Annotated in this window: 20 protein-coding genes; 13 read left to right on the top strand and 7 right to left on the bottom strand. The window is 28.2% G+C overall.

What is annotated here, in order from left to right; genetic code table 11:
- Positions 1 to 61: 61 nt before the first annotated feature.
- From BMW96_RS09195 to BMW96_RS09180, 4 genes are all read left to right on the top strand, one after another.
- Positions 62 to 4,843: a discoidin domain-containing protein gene (locus tag BMW96_RS09195; RefSeq protein ID WP_092354771.1), complete on the top strand. Its 4,782-nt coding sequence runs from the start codon at positions 62 to 64 to the stop codon at positions 4,841 to 4,843.
- Positions 4,844 to 4,996: 153 nt separating this feature from the next.
- Entirely contained in the window at positions 4,997 to 5,257 is a 261-nt protein-coding gene (locus tag BMW96_RS09190) for a GroES family chaperonin (RefSeq protein ID WP_092354768.1), read from the top strand.
- A 13-nt stretch (positions 5,258 to 5,270) separates the two neighbouring features.
- On the top strand, positions 5,271 to 6,887 hold the full coding sequence (gene groL / locus BMW96_RS09185; protein WP_092354765.1) for a chaperonin GroEL: 1,617 nt from the start codon (positions 5,271 to 5,273) through the stop codon (positions 6,885 to 6,887).
- A 278-nt stretch (positions 6,888 to 7,165) separates the two neighbouring features.
- The gene (locus BMW96_RS09180) at positions 7,166 to 7,513 is read left to right on the top strand and encodes a hypothetical protein (protein WP_092354762.1); all 348 of its coding nucleotides are present in this window, start codon (positions 7,166 to 7,168) and stop codon (positions 7,511 to 7,513) included.
- 567 nt (positions 7,514 to 8,080) lie between these two features.
- Here BMW96_RS09180 and BMW96_RS09175 read toward each other — a convergent pair.
- A complete protein-coding gene (locus BMW96_RS09175) occupies positions 8,081 to 9,985 on the bottom strand; it encodes an NAD(+) synthase (RefSeq protein ID WP_092354759.1) in 1,905 nt (634 codons plus the stop codon).
- 241 nt (positions 9,986 to 10,226) lie between these two features.
- Between BMW96_RS09175 and BMW96_RS09170 the strand changes: the two genes are divergently transcribed.
- The 3 genes from BMW96_RS09170 (at position 10,227) to BMW96_RS09160 (ending at position 12,906) form a co-directional block, all read left to right on the top strand.
- Positions 10,227 to 10,985, top strand: coding sequence for a formate/nitrite transporter family protein (locus BMW96_RS09170; protein WP_092354756.1), 759 nt, complete (start codon positions 10,227 to 10,229; stop codon positions 10,983 to 10,985).
- Positions 10,986 to 11,404: 419 nt separating this feature from the next.
- Positions 11,405 to 12,157 (top strand): metallophosphoesterase, encoded by a 753-nt coding sequence (locus BMW96_RS09165; protein ID WP_092354753.1) that lies wholly within the window; start codon positions 11,405 to 11,407, stop codon positions 12,155 to 12,157.
- The gene (locus BMW96_RS09160; protein ID WP_092354750.1) at positions 12,154 to 12,906 is read left to right on the top strand and encodes a MurR/RpiR family transcriptional regulator; all 753 of its coding nucleotides are present in this window, start codon (positions 12,154 to 12,156) and stop codon (positions 12,904 to 12,906) included. Before BMW96_RS09165 ends, BMW96_RS09160 begins: the two co-directional genes overlap by 4 nt.
- Positions 12,907 to 12,959: 53 nt before the next feature.
- Here the strand turns inward: BMW96_RS09160 and BMW96_RS09155 are convergent, their stop codons facing one another.
- Complete coding sequence (locus BMW96_RS09155) at positions 12,960 to 13,187, bottom strand: hypothetical protein (protein ID WP_092354747.1); 228 nt, start codon at positions 13,185 to 13,187, stop codon at positions 12,960 to 12,962.
- A 463-nt stretch (positions 13,188 to 13,650) separates the two neighbouring features.
- On the opposite strand from BMW96_RS09155, the gene aroE reads away from it, so the two are divergent.
- From aroE to BMW96_RS09135, 4 genes are read left to right on the top strand one after another with little or no spacing between them, the layout of a single operon-like run.
- Positions 13,651 to 14,520 carry a shikimate dehydrogenase gene (gene aroE / locus BMW96_RS09150; protein WP_092354744.1) on the top strand — a complete coding sequence of 290 codons (870 nt, stop codon included), beginning with the start codon at positions 13,651 to 13,653 and terminating at the stop codon, positions 14,518 to 14,520.
- Entirely contained in the window at positions 14,521 to 15,108 is a 588-nt protein-coding gene (rdgB, locus tag BMW96_RS09145; protein ID WP_092354741.1) for an RdgB/HAM1 family non-canonical purine NTP pyrophosphatase, read from the top strand.
- Entirely contained in the window at positions 15,108 to 15,617 is a 510-nt protein-coding gene (locus BMW96_RS09140) for a tRNA (cytidine(34)-2'-O)-methyltransferase (protein WP_092354738.1), read from the top strand. Before rdgB ends, BMW96_RS09140 begins: the two co-directional genes overlap by 1 nt.
- On the top strand, positions 15,607 to 16,257 hold the full coding sequence (locus tag BMW96_RS09135) for a TIGR01906 family membrane protein (RefSeq protein ID WP_092354735.1): 651 nt from the start codon (positions 15,607 to 15,609) through the stop codon (positions 16,255 to 16,257). The genes BMW96_RS09140 and BMW96_RS09135 overlap by 11 nt, the downstream gene beginning before the upstream one ends.
- Here BMW96_RS09135 and BMW96_RS09130 read toward each other — a convergent pair.
- The 4 genes from BMW96_RS09130 to BMW96_RS09115 all read right to left on the bottom strand — a co-directional run bounded on the left by BMW96_RS09130 (position 16,247) and on the right by BMW96_RS09115 (position 19,210).
- The gene (locus BMW96_RS09130) at positions 16,247 to 16,954 is read right to left on the bottom strand and encodes a restriction endonuclease (protein ID WP_092354732.1); all 708 of its coding nucleotides are present in this window, start codon (positions 16,952 to 16,954) and stop codon (positions 16,247 to 16,249) included. The genes BMW96_RS09135 and BMW96_RS09130 overlap by 11 nt on opposite strands.
- Before the next feature lie 225 nt (positions 16,955 to 17,179).
- Positions 17,180 to 17,764 carry a rubrerythrin gene (gene rbr, locus BMW96_RS09125; RefSeq protein WP_092354728.1) on the bottom strand — a complete coding sequence of 195 codons (585 nt, stop codon included), beginning with the start codon at positions 17,762 to 17,764 and terminating at the stop codon, positions 17,180 to 17,182.
- A 24-nt stretch (positions 17,765 to 17,788) separates the two neighbouring features.
- Positions 17,789 to 18,172, bottom strand: a complete 384-nt coding sequence (locus tag BMW96_RS09120; protein ID WP_092354725.1) for a Fur family transcriptional regulator — start codon at positions 18,170 to 18,172, stop codon at positions 17,789 to 17,791.
- 123 nt (positions 18,173 to 18,295) lie between these two features.
- Complete coding sequence (locus BMW96_RS09115) at positions 18,296 to 19,210, bottom strand: nucleoside recognition domain-containing protein (RefSeq protein ID WP_092354722.1); 915 nt, start codon at positions 19,208 to 19,210, stop codon at positions 18,296 to 18,298.
- A gap of 57 nt (positions 19,211 to 19,267) precedes the next feature.
- Here BMW96_RS09115 and hflX point away from each other — a divergent pair, with 57 nt between their 5' ends.
- Positions 19,268 to 20,494 carry a GTPase HflX gene (gene hflX / locus BMW96_RS09110; RefSeq protein ID WP_092354719.1) on the top strand — a complete coding sequence of 409 codons (1,227 nt, stop codon included), beginning with the start codon at positions 19,268 to 19,270 and terminating at the stop codon, positions 20,492 to 20,494.
- A 13-nt stretch (positions 20,495 to 20,507) separates the two neighbouring features.
- Positions 20,508 to 20,693: a hypothetical protein gene (locus BMW96_RS09105; RefSeq protein WP_092354716.1), complete on the top strand. Its 186-nt coding sequence runs from the start codon at positions 20,508 to 20,510 to the stop codon at positions 20,691 to 20,693.
- Between the two features lie 81 nt (positions 20,694 to 20,774).
- On the opposite strand, the gene BMW96_RS09100 is transcribed toward BMW96_RS09105, so the two are convergent.
- Positions 20,775 to 21,044: integrase core domain-containing protein (locus tag BMW96_RS09100; RefSeq protein WP_143050730.1), on the bottom strand; the 270-nt coding region annotated here is incomplete at its 5' end.

Raw genomic sequence — 21,044 nt, 5'->3', positions numbered from 1 at the left:
CATTTTTTTGTATTCTAGTATCTGGTTTTTATTTTTAGTAACTGTTGAAAGGAGAAAAAGAATGCAGAAAAATTTGAAAAAGAAAGTTTTAGTATCGGCACTGACAGCTTCTATGTCAGTAAGTACATTAGTACCAGGAATAATGGTTTTTGCAAATAATCCAGTTGCTCCTGCGAGTATTACAACTAAGGTAAATCACGCATTGCAAGGTACTGCTACAGTAAATGATTCAGAAACTAATTACTGGGGTGGAGATAAAGCGATTGATGGGATAGTGAATCGAGATGCAGCAAAACCAGACCAATCTCGCTGGTCAACTAATGTTGGGACAACACCAAAAATTTTGACAGTTGATTTAGGATCTGAAAAATCATTTAGTGAATTTAAAATAGAATGGGAAAGAACAAATATTAAGGGTTATAATATTGCTATTTCTAATGATGGTGAAAATTATACAACTGTATATACAAAACCAGATGATACAAATATTCCAAGTTTAACTACTGAAATCGTATTGGAAAGTAGTGTTTTGGCACGATATGTAAAATTAACAGTAGATAAATATGATGGTGGAGATATTAATTGGGCTTCAGTATCATTATATGAATTTGAAATCTTAGGTGAGGAAACTCATGAAAATCTAGCCCTAAATGCAACTGCTGCTTCAAGTGGAGATGAAGCTGCTAACTTAGTTGTTGATAATGTTAAAGATGAAGACATGGCTACTCGTTGGGCTAGTACAGTTGGTCATAATGACAATAAATGGGTAAGTTTAGATTTTGGCAGTGTTAAAGATGTTGCATCTGTAACTTTAAAGTGGGAACGTTGTAATGCAACTAATTATAAAATTCAATCTTCTAATGATGGTAGTAATTGGGAAGATGTAAAAGTTTTAACTAGTGCACCTGCTAAATTTGATGATGTTATTAATTTTGATAATACAATAAATACACGTTATATAAGAGTGTTAGTAACAGATTTTGTTGATTCTGCACCAGATCGTGATGATAAAACTGTATCTTGGGCAACTGTTTCTTTATATGAATTTGAAGCATATTCAGTTAAACAACAAGTAGATGTTGAACCAGAACAAACAATTGATAGTGTTATTACTAATCTGGTAATTCCAGCGATTGCTAAAGGGGACACTAAGATGGCAATGCCAGAAGTACCTAATGGTTTTGAAATTGAATTTGTTGGTGCTGATTATGAACAGATTTTAGATCGTGATCTAACGATTCATCAGCCAATTGTTGATACAACTGTTAGTGTAAATTACAAAATCAAAAAAGGTGATCAGGAAAAGACTACTAATGCTTATCAAATAACTGTTCCTGGTAAACATTCACCTGAAGATAGTGTTAATGCTAAACCAAAAGTAATACCAGAATTAGCTGAATGGGTAGGAACAGAAGGTCAATTTGAAATAAGTGATAAATCTAAAATTGTGATTAATCCAGAATATAAAGATGATTTAGATTATTTAGCTAAATCATTTAAAGCTGATTACCAAGATTTAACAGGTAATGAAATTGAAGTCATTTATAGTAACATACCTTCTGCTCATGACTTTTATTTCACTTTAGGAAGCAATGATGCTGGATTAAAAGAAGAAGGATATTTAATGACAATTGATGAAATTGTTAAGGTTGAAGCAGTAGATAAAACTGGAGCTTTTTGGTCAGTGCAATCAATTTTACAAATTTTAAAACAAAATAGTAACAGTATTCCTCAAGGACAAACTCGAGATTATCCTAAGTATGAGTTACGTGGTTTTATGCTTGATGTTGGAAGAATGCCATTTAGTTTAGATTTCTTAAAAGAAGTAGCTAAAAATATGGCTTATTACAAAATGAATGATTTCCAAGTTCATTTAAATGATAATTATATTTGGGTTGAAGATTATGGAGATGATGCGTTGAATGCATATTCAGGATTTAGACTAGAATCTGATATCAAAAAAGGCGGAAATAATGGGTTAAATCAAGCTGATTTGACAAGTACAGATGTATTTTATACTAAAGAGGAATTCCGTAACTTTATTAAAGACTCAAGAAAGATGGGAGTTAATATTGTTCCTGAATTTGATACACCTGCACATTCTTTAGCACTTACCAAAGTTCGTCCTGATTTAGCAATGAAGGATACATCAGTAGCACGTCATTGGGATCATTTAGATTTAGATACAATGTATGATGAAAGTTTGGCTTTTACACAATCAATTTTTAATGAATATATGACAGGTGATGATCCAGTATTTGATCAAGATACTATAGTTAATGTTGGTACTGATGAATATGATGGAAAATATGCAGAGAATTTCCGTAGATATACAGATGATATGTTAGGATTTGTACAAGATACAGGGCGTACAGTTCGTTTGTGGGGAAGTTTAAGTGCTCGTAACGGGACTACTCCAGTTAGATCTGAAAACGTTCAGATGAATATTTGGAATACAGGTTGGGCTAATCCTAATGCTATGTATAACCAGGGATTTGATTTAATTAATATGGTTGATGGTACATTATATATGGTGCCAGGAGCAGGATACTATTATGATTATTTAAATAGCCAAAACTTATATAATAATTGGCAACCAAATAACATGAGTGGTACTATTATTCCTGCTGGAGCCGAACAAATGTTAGGGTCATCATATGCAATTTGGAATGATATGGTTGATAGAAAAGCAAATGGTATAAGTGAATATGATATTTATGATCGTTTTGCATCTGCATTACCATCTATGTCATCTAAATTATGGGGCGATGGTGAAGATTTGACTTATAATGAGTTAGTAAAGGTAAATGAGCTGTTAGAAGAAGCGCCAGGTTCAAATCCATTCGATAAAGTTGAATCTGTAAGTGATACAGTAATTAATTATGATTTTAATAAAGAAGATATCACTGATAAATCTGGTAATGGATATAATGTAGTTACTAAGAAAAATGTGGCAACTGTAAAAGGTAAGTTTACAAAAGGTTTACAATTAAATGGTGGAGAAAGTTTTATTGAAACACCAATTGAAAATATGGGACCTACAAATAGTGCTTCATTTTGGGTAAAAATGGATCTAGATGCTGAAGGTGAACAAATTTTATTTGAGTCAGATAAAGGTGCAATTAAAATGGCACAAAAAGATACTGGTAAAGTAGGATTCTCAAGAACTGGCTATGATTATTCATTTGATTATACATTACCAAAAGATACATGGGTAAAATTAGAAATTAAAGGATATCAAAATAAGGCAGAGTTATATGTTGATGGTACTTTAGTGGATACATTATCAAAAAATTCTACTGGTGGTAAATATGCAACAATGGTATTGCCATTAGAAAGAATTGGAAGTACAACAAGTTCATTTAAAGGTATAATTGATAATTTAGTTATTTCATCTATAGGAAGTGAAGCTGGAAAAGATTATACAATTATTGATAGTCAAGGATTTACTGTAACATCTGATAATGAAAATCCATTAGCTGGATCTGAGGGACCTGTATCATTGGCATTTGATAATAATCCTAGTACATTCTGGCATAGTAATTACACACCATATCAAGCATTACCAGCAACTGTAGATATTGATATGAATAAAGTGTACAATATTAATCAATTTGATTATTTACCAAGACAATCAGGAAGTAATGGGCATATTACTGAATATGAATTATATGTAAAAGAAAATGAAACAGATGAATTCACAAAAGTTTCTGAAGGAAATTTAGAGGGTAACTCTTCATTGAAGAAAATTTCTTTTGATGCTGTAAAAGCTCGTTATGTTAGATTTGTAGCATTAGCTGGAACTAGTGATTCATCAAAACAATTTGCAGCAGCAGCGGAATTTACTGTTCGTCAAGTAGATAATAAAGCAGATTTGAGAAAAGCAATTAACATAGCAGGAAACTATGAATCTGAATATTATACAGCTGCAAGCTGGCAAGTATTTAGTGATGCTTTAATTGTTGCTGATGAAGTAGTTGATAAAGAAGATGCAACAGAAGTAGAGATTATTAATGCAACAGAGGCATTAATAAATGCTATTGATAGTTTAGTTGAAGTAGATTCAGAAGTTGTTGAAGAAACTAATAAAGTTGCATTATTAATCGCAATTGAAATGGCAGAAAATGCAAGCTTAGAAAATGTAGTACCAGCAGTAGTAGAAGAATTCAATGCAGCATTAGAAAATGCTCAAACAGTTTATGCAAATGATAGTGCAACACAGGAAGAAGTAGATAATGCATTTACTAGATTAGCAAATGTAATGCATATGTTAGAATTCTTCAAAGGAAATAAAGAATTATTACAAAAACAAGTAGATCAAATCAATGATTTAGAATCAGATAAATATATTGAATCAACATGGAATGCAATGTTACCAGTATTAGAAAAAGCAAATGAAGTATTAGGTAACGAAAATGCAATGCAGGAAGAAGTAGATGAAGTATATAGTGAATTAGTAAGAGCATTTGTGAATTTAAGATTAAAACCAAATAAAGATCTATTGGCAGATTTAATCAATAAAGCAAATGGGCTAAATAGAGCAAATTATACATCAGCATCATTAAAGGCAGTAGATACTGAGGTAGAAAAAGCAAATGTAGTATTAAATAATCCAGAAGCAACAAAAGAAGAAGTAGAAGTTGCAGTATCGGCTTTAACAAAAGCATTAGCAGGATTGGAAGTAAAATTAGGAAGTACAGTAGATACTAGTACACTAGTAAAACCAGGAGATAAAACAGTAAGTGTAAAAACTGGAGATACAACAAATATGATGTATTCATTAGGTGGTTTAGCAGTTGCATCAATTATCTTTTATGGAAATAAAAAAAGAAAGAATAAATAGTGATTTATTATAATTTTAAACCAGAGAAAATCTCTCTGGTTTTCTTTTATGAGAAATTTGATATTTTTTAGCACTGTTGTTGACAAAGTGCTAAGATGGAGTATAATAGTCTTAGCACTGATGAATGGCAAGTGCTAAAAAGGAGTGATTAAAATGATTAAGCCATTACATGATAACGTTATTTTGAAAAAAGAAGAAGTAGAAAACAAAACATCAAGTGGAATTATTTTAACAACCGAAACCAAAAAAATTCCAAGTGTGGCAACAGTTGTCGCAGTTGGTCCTGAATGTAAAGCTGAGATCAAAGAAAATGATAAGGTAGTTTACAAAGAATATTCAGGTACGAATATTGAGATTGATGAAGTTGAATATATTGTAATTAGTGTTAAAGATATTTTAGCAAGTATTGCTTAGGAGGTAATTAACTATGAGTAAAGAAGTGAGATTTTCAAGTGATGCCCGCAAGGCGATGTTGAAAGGTGTTAATACACTTGCAGATGCTGTATGTATTACTTTAGGACCTAAAGGCCGTAATGTAGTTTTAGAAAAAAGTTATGGTTCTCCATTAATTACTAATGATGGAGTAAGTATTGCTAAAGAAATCGAATTAGAAGATAAATTTGAAAATATGGGTGCTAAATTAGTATATGAAGTTGCAAACAATACTAATGATGTAGCTGGGGATGGGACTACTACTGCAACTATCCTTGCTCGTAATATGATTAATAATGGAATTAAAGCTGTTGATAAGGGATGTAATCCAGTACTAATGCGTGAAGGAATTGAATATGCAAGTAAAGAAGTTGCTAAATCAATTTTAAGTAATTCACGTAAAGTAGAAACTAGTAATGATGTTGCTAGTGTTGCTACTATTTCTGCTGGAAGCAAAGAAATTGGTGATTTGATTGCTGAAGCGATGGATAAAGTTGGTCGTGATGGAATCATAAATGTAGATGAAAGCAATGGATTTGATAATGAATTAGAAATTAGTGAAGGTATGCAATATGATAAAGGTTATGTATCTCCATACATGGTTTCTGATCGTGAAAAAATGCAGGTAGACTTAGAAAGTCCTTATGTATTAGTTACTAATTATAAAATTAATAATATCCAAGAGATATTACCTATTTTAGAACAAGTATTACAAGCTAATAAACCACTATTATTAGTAGCCGAAGATTTTGAAAATGAAGTTATTTCAACATTAGTATTAAATAAATTAAGAGGTACATTTAATGTTGTTGCTACTAAAGCTCCAGGTTTTGGTGATAATCAAAAAGAAATGCTTCAAGATATTGCCGCATTAACAAATGCTAAGTTCTATAATAAAGATTTAAATATGAAATTAGAAGAAATGAAATTAGAAGAACTAGGTACAATTAAGAAGGTAATAGTTACAAAAGATAATACGACAATGATAAGTGGAAATGAAACTAGTGAAGAATTAAACGAACGAATTGCTGAAATCAAAACTAGAATTGTTAACGCTACAAGTGATTATGATAAAAAACAGTATCAAGAACGTCTTGGTAAATTAACTAATGGTGTAGCTACAATTAAAGTTGGTGCTACTACAGAAAGTGAATTAAAAGAAAAGAAATTACGCATTGAAGATGCATTAAATGCTACAAAAGCAGCAGTGTCTGAAGGTATTGTAATTGGTGGAGGGGCTGCTTTAGTTGAAGCATATAATGAATTAAAACCAGTATTAAAAAATGATAACGTAGACATTCAAAAAGGTATTAATATTGTTATGGAAGCATTATTAGCACCAATATGTCAAATTGCAGAAAATGCTGGATATAATTCAGAGGATATTGTTGATGGACAAAAGAATGCAGATAAAAATATTGGATTTGATGCTAAAGCTGGTAAATGGGTAGATATGTTTGAAGAAGGTATTATTGATCCGACTAAAGTTACTCGTAGTGCTTTATTAAATGCAGCAAGTATTTCAGCATTATTTATTACAACAGAAGTTGGAGTGGCTGAAATTAAGTCTGAAGAACCTGTTGTTCCAACGATGCCTGGTGGAATGTATTAATATATGATTAAAGGATTAGATATTCTTTTACAACAAAAGAAAGTCTAATCCTTTTATATTATTATAAAGAATGATAACTATCTGGTGATTATAAAACTATTTTTTAACTAGAAAAGCTTTATATAATCAAAATTTTTATAATCTTGCAAATAGTGTGTAAATAATATTAAAACTAATAAACAAAGAAGTATAAAATAAGGAAGTTAGTTGTTTAATATTTTTATATCCCCATACTAAAATGAAAAAAATAGTTATATGTTTGTAAAGGAGGATTTGAGGTGTTTAATGAAATTTGTATTTATGAAGCAAAAATTAATAAACAAGACGAAATTGAAGCTTTAATGAAAGAGGTTGCTGAGTTTTATCTTTCACAACTTGGAGTTATTGAAGTGAAGTATATCAAACGAACACACCGACAAGAGAGTTTTAATGCTGTTAAGGAAGGAAAACCACCCATTCGCTTGACAAAATGGGCAGGTAAGGTCACATATATTTTGCATTGGACAGTTGAGGACGAAGAAACCCATGCTTATGTTTCAAAACTTGGATTGGATCGATTTTATAAAAGGTGGAATCGTTGTCTAACTACAATGCCTAAAATTTTATTGGGTGAGAATATTGTCTAGTGCTTTTTATTGGTATAAGATATATAATATTATGAGTTATAGAATTTTAAAACCATATTTTATGATAATGACTTTTTATAAGAAATTCTATTACTTTTTGCCATATTATTTTGATATAAAATAGTATTTAAGAATAACTTAAATTAACGATATAAACGTATCCTCTTGTTTATAATCATATCTAGAAGATAGTATAAAAATTACATGTGTTAATAATTAACTTATGGTAATCAATCATATAGATTAGTTGAAAGTTATTTATTAAATAATGGGAAAATAGGAATTATTATAATAATTAAGTTGTAAATAAATTATTAAAATTTGCAGTAATTGTTTCTAAATAGATATTTTGTAAACATAAAAATCGTTATGTAAATGTCTTGGAGTTGTTAGGAAACTAATGAAAAAATAAGGTATAAAAATCAGTTCTTTAGGTAGTGTGTTTGATAAAAAAATTATAGTAGATTTAAATATATAGCATTTATAAATGAAAATATAATATTGTAAATACCAGCCAACTATTTTTATATAATTAAAAGAGTTAGGTAAATTACTAACTCTATATATTTATAACTTTTCAATTTCAGTAATCCATTCTTTTACATTTGCATCACTAGGCATACGCCAGTCACCTCGGGGTGAAAGGGATACACTACCAACTTTGGGACCGTCTGGAATGCAACTGCGTTTAAATTGTTGAGTAAAGAAACGCCAATAAAATTTAGCTAACCATTTTTTTATTGTTTCTTTGTCATATTTATTTTTGAATGCTAATTGAGTTTTTCTAAATAATTTATGTGGTTCATCACCAAAACGGATCATATGATATAAAAAGAAATCATGTAATTCGTATGGACCAACAATATCTTCGGTCTTTTGAACAATCTTATCATCTTGTTGAGGGAGTAATTCAGGTGATACAGGGGTATCTAGAACATCTTTTAAGATTGTCTCTAATTTTTGTCCATGATATAAACTAGCAACATAATCAACTAAATAACGAACTAATGTCTTAGGAACAGAAACGTTAACTGCATACATAGACATATGATCTCCATTGTATGTTGACCATCCTAAAGCTACTTCTGACAAATCACCTGTACCAATTACTAGTCCTCCAACTTGGTTGGCTTTATTCATTAAGATTTCAGTTCTTGTTCTTGCTTGAACATTTTCATAAGTTACATCATGAACATTTTCATTTTGTCCAATATCTTTAAATTGAACTTTTACAGATTCTGTTATATCAATATCATAACTAGTAACATTTAATTCATTCATTAAACCTAAAGCATTGTTTTTTGTTCTTGAAGTAGTCCCAAAACAAGGCATTGTAATAGCAATAATATCTTTATTATCATATCCTAAGTTTTTAAATGCCATAGTACAGACAAGAAGAGCTAAAGTAGAATCTAAACCACCTGATATACCAATGACAACTTTTTTTATTCCTGTAGCTTGTAAACGCTGCATTAAACCATGAGTTTGAATATCAAATACTTCTTTACAACGTTTGGCTCTTAAAGTATGATCACTTGGAACGAATGGATGTGGATCATAATAATATGTAGTTTTTAAATCTAGATTAGTTGAGTCAAAATAAATATTCTCATAGTCATAGTATGATTTAAAAGTTGTCATTTTACGACGTTCACTAGATAATTTTTTTAAATCAAGATCCCCATAAATTATTTCACTTTCAAAACCGCTACTTTCTTTAATCATCGTACCATTTTCACTAATAATATGATGACCACTAAAAACAACATCAGTAGTGCTTTCTCCATTACCAGCATTGCTATATATATAACCACATACTAAACGTGCTGATTGAGAGTTTATAAGTAATCGGCGGTAATCTTTTTTAGTAGTGATTTCGTTACTGGCAGAAGGATTTAGAATTAAATTAGCACCATTTAATGCGAGCTTGATACTTGGGGAATCAGGAAGCCATAAGTCTTCACAAATTTCTATTCCAAATTTAAATTCAGGATTTGTTGATGAAGCAAAAATATAGTGGGTACCAAAAGGAATGTTTTTACCATTAAAAATAATTGTAGTATTATTTTTAGGTGCTGATTCAAATCGTCTTGCTTCATAGAATTCTTGATAATTGGGAATATGTGTTTTAGGTACTAATCCAAGTAATTTTCCTTTATGAATAACAGCAGCAACATTATATAAACTATTTAGATGCTGGTATGGTAAACCCACTACAGCAACAATATCTTTATTATCAGTTTCATTAATAATAGTTTGTAATTGTATTTTAGTTTCATTTAATAAACGATCTTGATTAAATAAATCTTCACATGTATAACCAGTTAAACACAATTCTGGAAACACAATTATTTTAGCATTATTTTCATAAGCATCATTAATTAATTTACAAATTTTTAAACCATTATTTTTTACATTAGCAATACTAGTATCAAATGAAGCAGCAGCTACACGAATATATCCATCTTTCATTATATTTCCTCCAATATTTATATTGTACACTTTAAATTATTTCTTAACAAGTTTAAAAATATAGCAACTTAGTACGATAAATGTATTTCCTGGGAAATTATTGTACTATTATAATTAAATTTAGCTAAATATCTGATTTATTATATAATACCCATATTTTTTAAGAATAGTTAAGATGTTGTAATTTGTTGAAGTTAAAGATAATTTGGTTTATAATGAAAAAGGTTTGGAGGGTATTTTTATGAGCTTTGAAATGTTATCGGATTTAGGTATAAAAAAATATGAGATGTGTAGGGATGAACCAGGGCGTTTTTTAGCTCGTTCAGTTGTAGCTGGCCTTTATTTAGGATTGGCAACTATTTTATCTACAACATTGGGAACGCTTTTATTTCAAAATAATTTGATTGCTTCTAAGATTGCAGTAGCAGGTTCTTTTGGAATAGGATTAGTAATTATTGTAATTTTAGGTTCAGAATTGTTTACAGGAAATTGTTTTACAACAATGATACCTGTGTATGGGAAAAAATTAAAATTTAGACAAATTATTCCTATGTGGATTGTATGTTATATAGGAAATTTTATTGGGATTTCATTAATATGTATTTTATTTGTAAAAAGTGGTAGTAATCATGATTTATTTCTTACATATATTGAAAGTGTTGTTAGTGGTAAATTAACATTTGATGTTATAGAATTGTTTATAAAAGGGGTATTGTGTAACTTTATTGTTTGTGTTGGTGCTTATGTTGGAATGAAAATGCAAGATGATACAGCTAAAACAATTATAATGATGATAGTAGTTATGGCTTTTGTTTTACCAGGATTTGAACATAGTATTGCCAATATGGGATATTTTACTTTAGGGGTAACTGAATTAGGAACAAGCTTTGATTGGTCATCTTTACCACTACATATGTTTATCTCAACTTTAGGAAATATTGCTGGTGGAGGTATATTATTAGGATTACCTTTATATTTGATGATAAAGCCAAAAAAATAAATCTGCAGTTTAATGTGGATTTATTTTTTTATTTGGTAGTAAAATCAAAATATGGATATTGTTATTTGTTAGGGACTTTATTGAGTATAATTAGTGTTTCAATTGTATCTTTATTTTAAGATATTAAAGAATGATGAAAATAATTTAAAGATGTAAAAGAGTCATTGAAATATTCCTGTTATGCAATATGTGTATGATAAAATCTTTTTAAAAGATAGAAGGTTTTCTAAGTGAAATGTTAAAAGAATTTTATATTATAAGGGGAGTACTGTTTTTAATAGGAATTTGGATTTGTTGGATGATGATAAGAAAAATTAAAACATATATCATAAAACATAAGTGTGATAATCATCTAGAAAAATTATAAGTTTAAAAAGCTTTTAAATAGTGATAAACTTATAAATGAAAGGATGATGATTATGCCTAATAATATTTATGTACTTTCAGATTTGCATGGTCACTATGATATTTTTATCAAAATGCTTGAAAAAATAAATTTCTGTGAAGATGATACATTGTTTATTTTAGGTGATTGTTGTGATCGGGGACCAGATAGTTTGAAAATTTATCTTTATATACAAAAATTTAAAAATATTCATTTGATTAAAGGTAACCATGAAATTATGATGCGTGATGCTTTCAAAGTTGACGATCCCACATCTTCTCAAAGAAGAATGTGGTTTCAAAATGGTGGAAATAAAACATGTACAAGTTATCATCAGTATTTACATAAACAAGCATTTAATGAATGTGATTATAAAGTATTAAAAGCAGCCTTTTATAAGATGATGATTGATTATATAGATAGTTGTCCATCTTTTGTTGAACTGAATTGTAATGGTCAAGATTATGTATTGCTTCATGCTGGAATAAATCCTGAAAAGGGATTATATGATCAAACAGAAGAGGAATGTGCATGGATGCGGGAATATTTTTTTATGTCTAAAGGTTTGGACAATAAAATTATTATTTTTGGTCATACTCCAACATGTTATATTCGTCAAACTAGTGAATGTTTTGATGTTTGGTATGATCCAGTTTATAAAGATAAAATTGGAATTGATGGTGGTTTAGGAACGTTTGAAAATGGACAGTTAAATTGTATATGTTTAAATAATAATCAGGTCTATGTAATTAAAAAAAGTGAAATGTTATTAGGGGGAAAACTATGAATTTATTACTCAGTAGAATATTAACTTATTTAAATGGAACATTATTATATGATTCTCATTATCAGTTTTGTAAGTTTATAATATATAATTATTTAGAATTGGAAGATTTATCATTTGATGAAGTTAGTTTAAAAAGTGGTATTAGTAAAAAAGATATTTTAGATTTCTGTATTTTACTTGGTTTTAATGACTATGAGAGTTTTAAGGCTAAATTAGTTAGGGATCATATGATTCGTTTAGATCAGATACGTGCTAGAATGTTGGGGGTAAGTAGTGAAAAATTAATTAATGAGATGGAAAAGTCATGTACAAATGAAACGATGAAAGAATATATTTCTATTATTTGTGAAGCTATTTTTAAGGCAAAAAGAGTTATATTAGTTGGGGCACTATTTCCAATGTCAATAGCAGTCGAGTTTCAAACTGATTTAGTAACTTTTGGTAAACCAGTTATTCAATATCATAATTTTGATAAAGATATTGATCTTGATGAAAATGATGTAACAATATTTATTTCTGCAACAGGACGTTCAATGAATTCTTTTATTCAAATAAAAAAAGAGTTAGGTGTTGATAAAGCAACATCAATCTTAGTTACTCAAAATAAAACATATGTATTTGGTGAACATAAAATTGCAGATTATGTAATTCATGTACCTGGTAAGTTTGATGGGATAAATTTTAATTATCAGATTATGACGATTTGTGACTTGTTACGGGTACATTATTATCAACAGTATTATTTATAAAGTAAAAACAGTTAATTCTAAAATATTTTATGTTTTAGGATTAACTGTTTTAATTAATTTTTATATAAAATAATTTCCAATACTTTTTTACAATCATTATGATTATTATCAATTATAATAACATCATATATTAATTTAATATTATCATTAGTATTGTTTGTTGCAACTACTAGACCAGCAATTTTTTTAAATATCAGATTATTATTTGTATCACTAACAGCAATCGTATTTGCTTCATTAGTATTTAAATAATTACATGATATTTTTTGTTTCGATAACATTTAAAGATGTAATTTCTAATGATGTTGTTTTTGCTAATACAAATAAAAGTAGTAAAATTTTTAATGTTTCATATGTTTTTTCTAGCATCAGGAGTAGAATGATATAAATTAATTTTCTCAATTTTATTTTTTTAGTGTAGTCATAGATATTTTCAACTATTGTTGCAACCTGAGTAAATATTGTACATTAGAAAGCTCTTTTTTATAGTCGCTTAACTATGCTATTGCTCTACCAGTAGATAATATTATATGTTAATTGTTATTAATTGCTTTATTTAGGGCAATAACTGTATGTTTTGAAATCTTTTTTGAGTGTTTAAAAGTGTATTATCCATATCAAAAGCTATTAATTATTCTTATGTATATATTATATAGTATATAAAAATTATAAATATATTTTTTGGTAAAACTGCAAACTTGTTTATATCTATGTTATAATAACCACAAAATATGGAGGAATGTCATGGAATCAAGGATTAGTGCAATGACTAGTTTATATGCGTTTATAGCTAGTCCAGCTCATCATTCAAAATCACCTCTAATGCATAATTGCGCTTTTAAGGAATTAGGTGTGAATAGCGTTTATTTAGCTTTTGATATAGAGAGTGATAAATTAAAAGATACAATAAAGGGATTTAAAGCAATGGGGGTAAAAGGAGCAAATATCTCAATGCCCCACAAACAAAATATCATTCCATATCTTGACCAAATTTCAACAGCTTCAAGATTATGTAATGCTGTAAATACAATTATTTTAAAAGATAATAAATATTATGGTACAATTACTGATGGAATAGGTTTTATTAAAAGTCTTGAAGAAAAAAACTGGTCTATTAATTCTAATAAAATAACTATGGTTGGTGCTGGAGGAGCTTCAACTGCGATCATGGTGCAGATGGCTCTTGATGGTGCTAAAGAAATAGTTGTTTATAACCGAACAATCCGTGAAGAATTTATTGAAATTATTAATAATACAAGTAAGGAAACAGGATGTTTAATTACTTTAAAACCGTTAAGTGATACATCTAGTTTAAGACAAGATATGCAAGATAGTTATTTATTTATAAATACAACTGGAGTGGGAATGGAACCGATGTTAAATCAATCAGTTGTACCAGATAGTTCCTATTTTCATCCTGATTTAAAAGTGGCAGATATTATATATCAGCCAGCAGTTACTAAAATGTTACAGATGGCTCTTGATGCAGGATGTGAGATTATGAATGGTGAATTAATGTTGTTATATCAAGGAGCAGAGTCATTTAAAATTTGGACGGATTTAGAAATGCCAATTAATAAAGTTAAAAAAGTTTTAGGAATAGAGGTAAAGTGAATGAAACAATTGATTGTAGCTTCAACTAATAAGGGAAAAATAAAAGAAATAAAAGCGATATTAAAAGATATTAATATTGAAGTATTAGCAATGAATGAGGTATTAGATCAAGAAATAGATATTGAAGAAAATGGAAAAACATTCAAAGAAAATGCTTTGATTAAAGCAAAAACTATTGCAGATATTATTAATAAGCCAGTTTTAGCTGATGACAGTGGATTAGAAGTAGATGCTTTAAATAAACAGCCAGGTATTTATTCAGCCCGTTTTTTAGGTCATGATACGAGTTATGAGATAAAGAACCAGTATATAATTGATGCAGTTAAAGATAAAGATAAAAGTGCTCGCTTTGTTTGTGCAATGGCGTTAGTTATTCCAAATCATGAACCAATCTTAATTGAAGAAACGATGGAAGGATTGATTAATGATAAAATTGAGGGTGAAAATGGTTTTGGTTATGATCCGATTTTCTATTTTCCACCTTGTAAGATGACTTCTGCAATGATGTCAATGGAAGAAAAGAACCAGCATTCTCATCGTGCTAAGGCTTTAAAACGATTATATGCTATTTTAAAGGAGGTTATATAATGAATCATATTGTTTTAGTACATCCAGCAATTCCTCAAAATACAGGGAATATAATGAGAACTTGTGTAGCTACTAATACATGTTTACATATTATTAAACCAATGAGTTTTGATTTAGATGATAAGAAAATGAAACGTGCTGGATTAGATTATGTTAAAGATTTAAATTTAAGTGTGTATGAGAGTTTTGAGGAGTTTGAACAAAAAAATCCTGGTGAATATCATTTTTTTACACGCTATTCTCATCTTTGTTACACTGATCAGGACTTTAGTGATAGTGCTAAGGAACATTATTTATTTTTTGGTCATGAACATGATGGGATTCCTAAAGAAATTTTAACTAAACATTTAGAGAGTTGTTTAAGAATTCCAATGAGTGATAAAGTTAGAAGTCTTAACTTATCGAATTGTGCAGCGATTTGTATATATGAAGTTTTAAGACAACAAAATTATCCTAATCTATCTAAAGTGGAAGTTCAAAAAGGGGAAGATTTCTTATATGAGCTATAATAAAAAAGACATTTTTTTATCAATTATGTTAATGATCTTTTTTATTTCATTTGCAATCGTATTTACTGTTTTTTTTAAACAGTTATATTATTTTGATATAGATTATTTAAATATAGATATTATTAGTGGGATACCTGCTAAAATAATAAAAGAAAACTATGATATTTTAATTAATTATCAATCAATTTTTTATCAGGGAAGTTTAAATTTACCTGATTTTGTTATGTCAACTAATGGGCGGATACATTTTCAAGAAGTTAAAACTATTTTTGAAGTAATACAAGTATTAATGATTAGTAGTGGAGTAGTTTCTTTTATTATGACTTTAAAACGTTTAAGGGAAAAAGAGTATCGCTTTTTTAAATTAGCTGGAATGCTAACGATTGTTGTGCCTTCAATGTTGGGGTTTATTGCAGCATTAGATTTTAGTAATGCTTTTATAATATTTCATAAAATAGTTTTTAGAAATGATTTTTGGATTTTTGATTATCGTAGTGATCCTATAATTCGGATTTTGCCAGAAACATTTTTTATGCATTGTTTTATCTTAATTGTTTTAATTGTAATTATTTTAGCAAGTCTATGTTTAGTATTTTATAATTATAAACAAAAGCAAATAATAAACGATACTATTGAATAGTATCGTGATAATCATGAATCAGGTATGTAGTCTCTGTTATTTTTAATGGAGATTTTCTTTTATCTTTAAATATTTTAAAAATAGTACTAAAGAATAAAGATATACAAACTAATAAAATAATTAATAAATAATTTTGTCTCAATAAATAATAATAATAGCCAGATAGTATTATTATTAGAAAAGAAATTAATGGATAATAAAAAGGTAATGATTTAGTGAGCAGTTTAGATTTTTTTAAATAATGATGAAGAGTATCTTTGTCCCATAATTCTACATTTATATTTTTAGCAAGTTTAATAGCAGCAGGGCTAAAGGTATTATTGGTAAAAACTACAGGAATATCACATTGGTAATAGTCACAACCACTTTTAGCCTCTTGTACAGCTTTAATTCCAACTTTTTGATTATATCGTTTACATTGAATTGCATATCTATATTTATTTTTAGTAGCTAAAACATCAATTCCATAATCATTACTACTTTGGCTTACAGTAACTTGTTTAAAACCATTTTTTTCTAAAAGTATTTTAGTAAAATATTCAAATTCATGACCTTTCATAGTATTAATATATTCCCAATCTAAGTTATAAAAGTATATATTATTAATAAATTTAAATATTAATTTTAAAATATAAGTAATTGTTTTTAATGGGAAAACAATTACTGTATTAATTAACCATAAAATAATTAATTTCATTATTGCACCTCATGGCCTATTATAACATAAATTTAAATATTACAAAATTGTAAGAATATTGTAATGAAATTCGATGGATGTTGGATAATAGTTAAGTTATTATATATACATAGGAGGTGGCAAAAATGAAGAATATTAAAGAATTAATTGCTATCATCAAATTTAGTTATCACTTATATTTTAATTGAATTTCATATAAAAAGCCCCTTAATAGGGGCTGTTTAATTATCCTAAAAAAAATGTATTCACTTCAAAATGAGCTTGAGGATGGTCACAAGCAGGACATTTTTCAGGTGCTTCTAGACCTTCATATACAAATCCACAGTTATTACATTTCCAAATTACAGGGGTTTTTCTTTTAAATGTATTACCAGCTTCTAAAGCAGCTAATAATTTTAGATATCTTTCTTCGTGATGTTTTTCAGCAATTGCAATACTATCTAATATCATTGCAATATCTTCAAATCCTTCTTCACGTGCTGTTTTAGCAAAACTTGGATACATATCTGTATATTCTTCGTTTTCACCAGCTGCAGCAGCTTTTAGGTTTTCGGCTGTAGTTCCTAATAATACAGGAAAATTTCCTTCAGTATATAAAGTTTCTCCAGCTAAATCTTTATTCATTAGTTTCATTAATCTTTTAGCATGTTCTTTTTCTTGATTTGCAGTTTCCAAAAAAATATTTTGAATTTGTACAAAACCTTCTTTTTTAGCTATTGATGCATAATAAGTATAACGATTACGTGCTTGGCTTTCTCCTGCGAAAGCATGCATTAAATTATTTGCTGTTTTTGTTCCTTTAAGTGTCATAGTTAGTTTCCTCCATTTCTCTTTTTAATTTTTTAAACAATTTTTGCAAGTTCCACTGAAAACAAGATCGGTTTTTTCAATTCTATGATCAGTTTGTCTTTGCGCATCATTACTAATAATTTCATCATTGTAGAAAATGTCATATACCTGTTGGCATTCATTGCAGATAAAATGGTGATGAGCTGAAAGATCAGCATCAAAGTGTACAATTGTTTGACCCACATCTAGTTTTCTGATCATTTTAGCATCAGCTAAAAAATTCAGATTTCGATACACTGTTCCTAAACTTAAACTAGGATTATCTTTTTTTAATTCTGTATAAATTATTTCTGCAGTTGGATGATCACATCTAGCTTTTAAATTTTCATAAATGAGTTCTCGTTGTTTTGAGTATCTGGTCTTTGTCATAACTATCTCCTCTCTATATAATAGTAATGGTTACTATTTATACTATAGTATTTACTATAAATAGTCAATACTTAATGATAATAATTATCATTTATATTAGTGAAAAAGTAAAAATATTAATTATTATAAAATATAAGTATAAATAACTAAACAAATCGTGAAAGAAAAGATACCATGATATAAACGTGCCATAAAATAATCTTTAAAACTATAGTCGATTCCGTATAATAAATTATCAGTTTGCATCATAACACTAAGACCACTAAAAGATAGGTTAAAACAAATTAAACTATAAACCAAAGGTGTATGTTCAAATTGTAATAATTGTAAACTCCCTGAACTAAACTCAAGAATTCCTTGAACAATAGCATAAAAAAAACTATTGTTGATAATATGAGATAAGGCATAACCAATAAATTGGAAAACAAGCATATATCCTAAAATAAAGATAAAGGCATAACAAGAACTTAAAATACTTTGTTTTAATGCTTCAACAAAATTTAGATGAGGTTGTTTTAATTTAATGAGTGATTCTTGAAGAGTTTGAAATGAATAGTGTTTATGATAGAATAATGCTTTAATAAGACTAGGAATTAAATGGCATAAATATATGATTGCTGGATTTTCTAAGTTTAAAGATACAAAGATAAAAGAAATAGATGCAAATGAAGCGATTGATAATAGATGTTGTAATTCATCTTGATTAATGTATTTTAATTCATAAGCTTCTTTAATCATTTTAACATTTGTTGGATAACCACAAAAAAAAGAGATAAAGTATATAGATGACATGATTGGTGATAATTTAAATAATGGTTTAAAGAACCATTGAATTAAATAACTAAAAAGATTTAATAAACCTAATGATAAGCATAAAGAAATTAAAATCATAAAAGGTAAAAGAGATGGTAAAAGATTATTAATAACAATTTTAATTACATTGTTAGATAGTGAAACAATTTGAAACATATTAAAGAATGAAAATAATGTTATAAATGCAACTAATAATAAAGTAAAGTAATAATTTAATTTTTTCATATGTTTTCCTTCTAGTAATATTTAATGAGATAGGGTAAAATTAGATGAGGTGAAAAAATGAATGCTTTAATTGTAGGAGTAAGATATCAAGATATGAATTATGATTTAGATAATTCATTAATAGAATTAGAACAATTATGTAAAGCATGTAATATTGAAGTAACAAAAAAATGTATTCAAAGCTTAGATAAGATCAATCCTTCGCTATATATTGGAACTGGTAAAGTTCAAGAGATTAAAGCTATGCTAAATGATATAGATATAGTGATTTTTGATGAAGAGTTAACTCCATTACAAGTAAAAAATCTAACTGATAGTTTAGATATTGAAATAACCGATCGAACAGATTTGATCCTGCGTATTTTTGAAGTTAGAGCTCAAAGTAAAGAGGCTAAATTACAAGTTGAAATAGCTAAGGGACAATATTTATTACCACGTTTAGCTGGAATGAAAGAACACTTATATAGTCAGCAAGGTGGTTCGGGTTTTCGAGGTAGTGGAGAAAAGCAAATAGAATTAGATCGTCGATTAATTGCAAATCAGGTTTTACAAGCGAAAAAACAGTTAGCAAAGATAGTTAAACAGCGTCAAAATCAACGCAAACGACGTAAAAACAATGAGATGAAAGTTATTGCATTAGTTGGTTATACCAATAGTGGAAAAAGTACTTTGATGAATGCTTTTTGTATAAATAAAGATAAACAAGTACTACAAAAAGATATGTTATTTGCAACATTGGAAACAGCAACACGTAGTGTAATGATCAACCATCATTCTTGTTTACTTACAGATACAGTTGGTTTTATTGAACGTTTACCTCATCATTTGATTCAGGCTTTTCGTTCAACGTTAGAAGAAGTTGTTGAGGCTGATTTACTAGTTCATGTTGTGGATGCTTCAAATCCTAATTATGAATCTTATATTAAAACTACTAATCTGGTATTAGAAGAATTAGGAGTAAAGGATACACCGATGATTTATGCATATAATAAAGTTGATTTAAACAAATATGGATTTATTGTACCTTTGGACCCATATGTTTTTATTTCGGCTAAGGAGCGAATTGGATTAGATCAGTTAGAAAAAACTATCAGTGATATCCTTTTTAAAGATTATGCTATTTATCACCTAAATATTCCTTATCAAGATGGAGAAATATTCAAGTATTTACATCAACATAATTTAGTGTTAGAATTTCAGTATTTAGAAAATAGTATCTATTTGAAAGTTGAAATGCATCCAAAAGAAATAAATAAATATAGTAAATATTTATTAAAAAATTAAAGGAGGTTTTATCATGGATGAAAAAAAATTATTTCGTTTAGATTTGGCAATTGCGGTTGAAGCTACAACAGCTAAAGAAGCGTTTGATATTTTAATTACTGATGAAACATTAAAACAGGTTAGGGAGTTAATTATTCAATCTAAAGATAATATCAGTGAAATGTTTGAAAAAGAAGAAAAACCAGCAATAATCAATTAGTTGATTATTGCATTTATTTTTGTTAGAATTAATGAAATGGTAGTGTCAAATAAGTTATGAAAAAATTTCATTTTTTCATAACTAGAATTCCATAGTTGATTCTATGTAGTAATCAAGAGCTTCATCAAGCAGGATATTCCATTTATTTGGCATATTATGTGTCTTTTTTAAACAGTCAAGCTGTACAGGCGGTTTATATCCTAAAGTTGTATGGTTTCTTAAAAAGTTAAAGTATGTTGTAAACAGACACATGAAGTCATTGGCACCTGCAAGCGTGTTGAAACCATTTTTTACAGCATATGAATACTGAAATGTTCGATTTAAACGTTCAATAATTTGTTTGGCAGGACG

The sequence above is a fragment of the Thomasclavelia cocleata genome (assembly GCF_900102365.1).
GTDB classification, from domain to species: domain Bacteria; phylum Bacillota_I; class Bacilli_A; order Erysipelotrichales; family Coprobacillaceae; genus Thomasclavelia; species Thomasclavelia cocleata.
This window is presented reverse-complemented; position numbering and strand designations above follow the sequence as displayed.

Excerpts from the sequence above, each read along its gene's own strand:
- BMW96_RS09195 (WP_092354771.1), top strand. The coding sequence starts at position 62 with ATGCAGAAAAATTTGAAAAAGAAAGTTTTAGTATCGGCACTGACAGCT.
- BMW96_RS09190 (WP_092354768.1), top strand. The coding sequence starts at position 4,997 with ATGATTAAGCCATTACATGATAACGTTATTTTGAAAAAAGAAGAAGTA.
- groL (WP_092354765.1), top strand. The coding sequence starts at position 5,271 with ATGAGTAAAGAAGTGAGATTTTCAAGTGATGCCCGCAAGGCGATGTTG.
- BMW96_RS09175 (WP_092354759.1), bottom strand. The coding sequence starts at position 9,985 with ATGAAAGATGGATATATTCGTGTAGCTGCTGCTTCATTTGATACTAGT.
- BMW96_RS09170 (WP_092354756.1), top strand. The coding sequence starts at position 10,227 with ATGAGCTTTGAAATGTTATCGGATTTAGGTATAAAAAAATATGAGATG.
- BMW96_RS09165 (WP_092354753.1), top strand. The coding sequence starts at position 11,405 with ATGCCTAATAATATTTATGTACTTTCAGATTTGCATGGTCACTATGAT.
- BMW96_RS09160 (WP_092354750.1), top strand. The coding sequence starts at position 12,154 with ATGAATTTATTACTCAGTAGAATATTAACTTATTTAAATGGAACATTA.
- BMW96_RS09155 (WP_092354747.1), bottom strand. The coding sequence starts at position 13,187 with ATGTTATCGAAACAAAAAATATCATGTAATTATTTAAATACTAATGAA.
- aroE (WP_092354744.1), top strand. The coding sequence starts at position 13,651 with ATGGAATCAAGGATTAGTGCAATGACTAGTTTATATGCGTTTATAGCT.
- rdgB (WP_092354741.1), top strand. The coding sequence starts at position 14,521 with ATGAAACAATTGATTGTAGCTTCAACTAATAAGGGAAAAATAAAAGAA.
- BMW96_RS09140 (WP_092354738.1), top strand. The coding sequence starts at position 15,108 with ATGAATCATATTGTTTTAGTACATCCAGCAATTCCTCAAAATACAGGG.
- BMW96_RS09135 (WP_092354735.1), top strand. The coding sequence starts at position 15,607 with ATGAGCTATAATAAAAAAGACATTTTTTTATCAATTATGTTAATGATC.
- BMW96_RS09130 (WP_092354732.1), bottom strand. The coding sequence starts at position 16,954 with ATGAAATTAATTATTTTATGGTTAATTAATACAGTAATTGTTTTCCCA.
- rbr (WP_092354728.1), bottom strand. The coding sequence starts at position 17,764 with ATGACACTTAAAGGAACAAAAACAGCAAATAATTTAATGCATGCTTTC.
- BMW96_RS09120 (WP_092354725.1), bottom strand. The coding sequence starts at position 18,172 with ATGACAAAGACCAGATACTCAAAACAACGAGAACTCATTTATGAAAAT.
- BMW96_RS09115 (WP_092354722.1), bottom strand. The coding sequence starts at position 19,210 with ATGAAAAAATTAAATTATTACTTTACTTTATTATTAGTTGCATTTATA.
- hflX (WP_092354719.1), top strand. The coding sequence starts at position 19,268 with ATGAATGCTTTAATTGTAGGAGTAAGATATCAAGATATGAATTATGAT.
- BMW96_RS09105 (WP_092354716.1), top strand. The coding sequence starts at position 20,508 with ATGGATGAAAAAAAATTATTTCGTTTAGATTTGGCAATTGCGGTTGAA.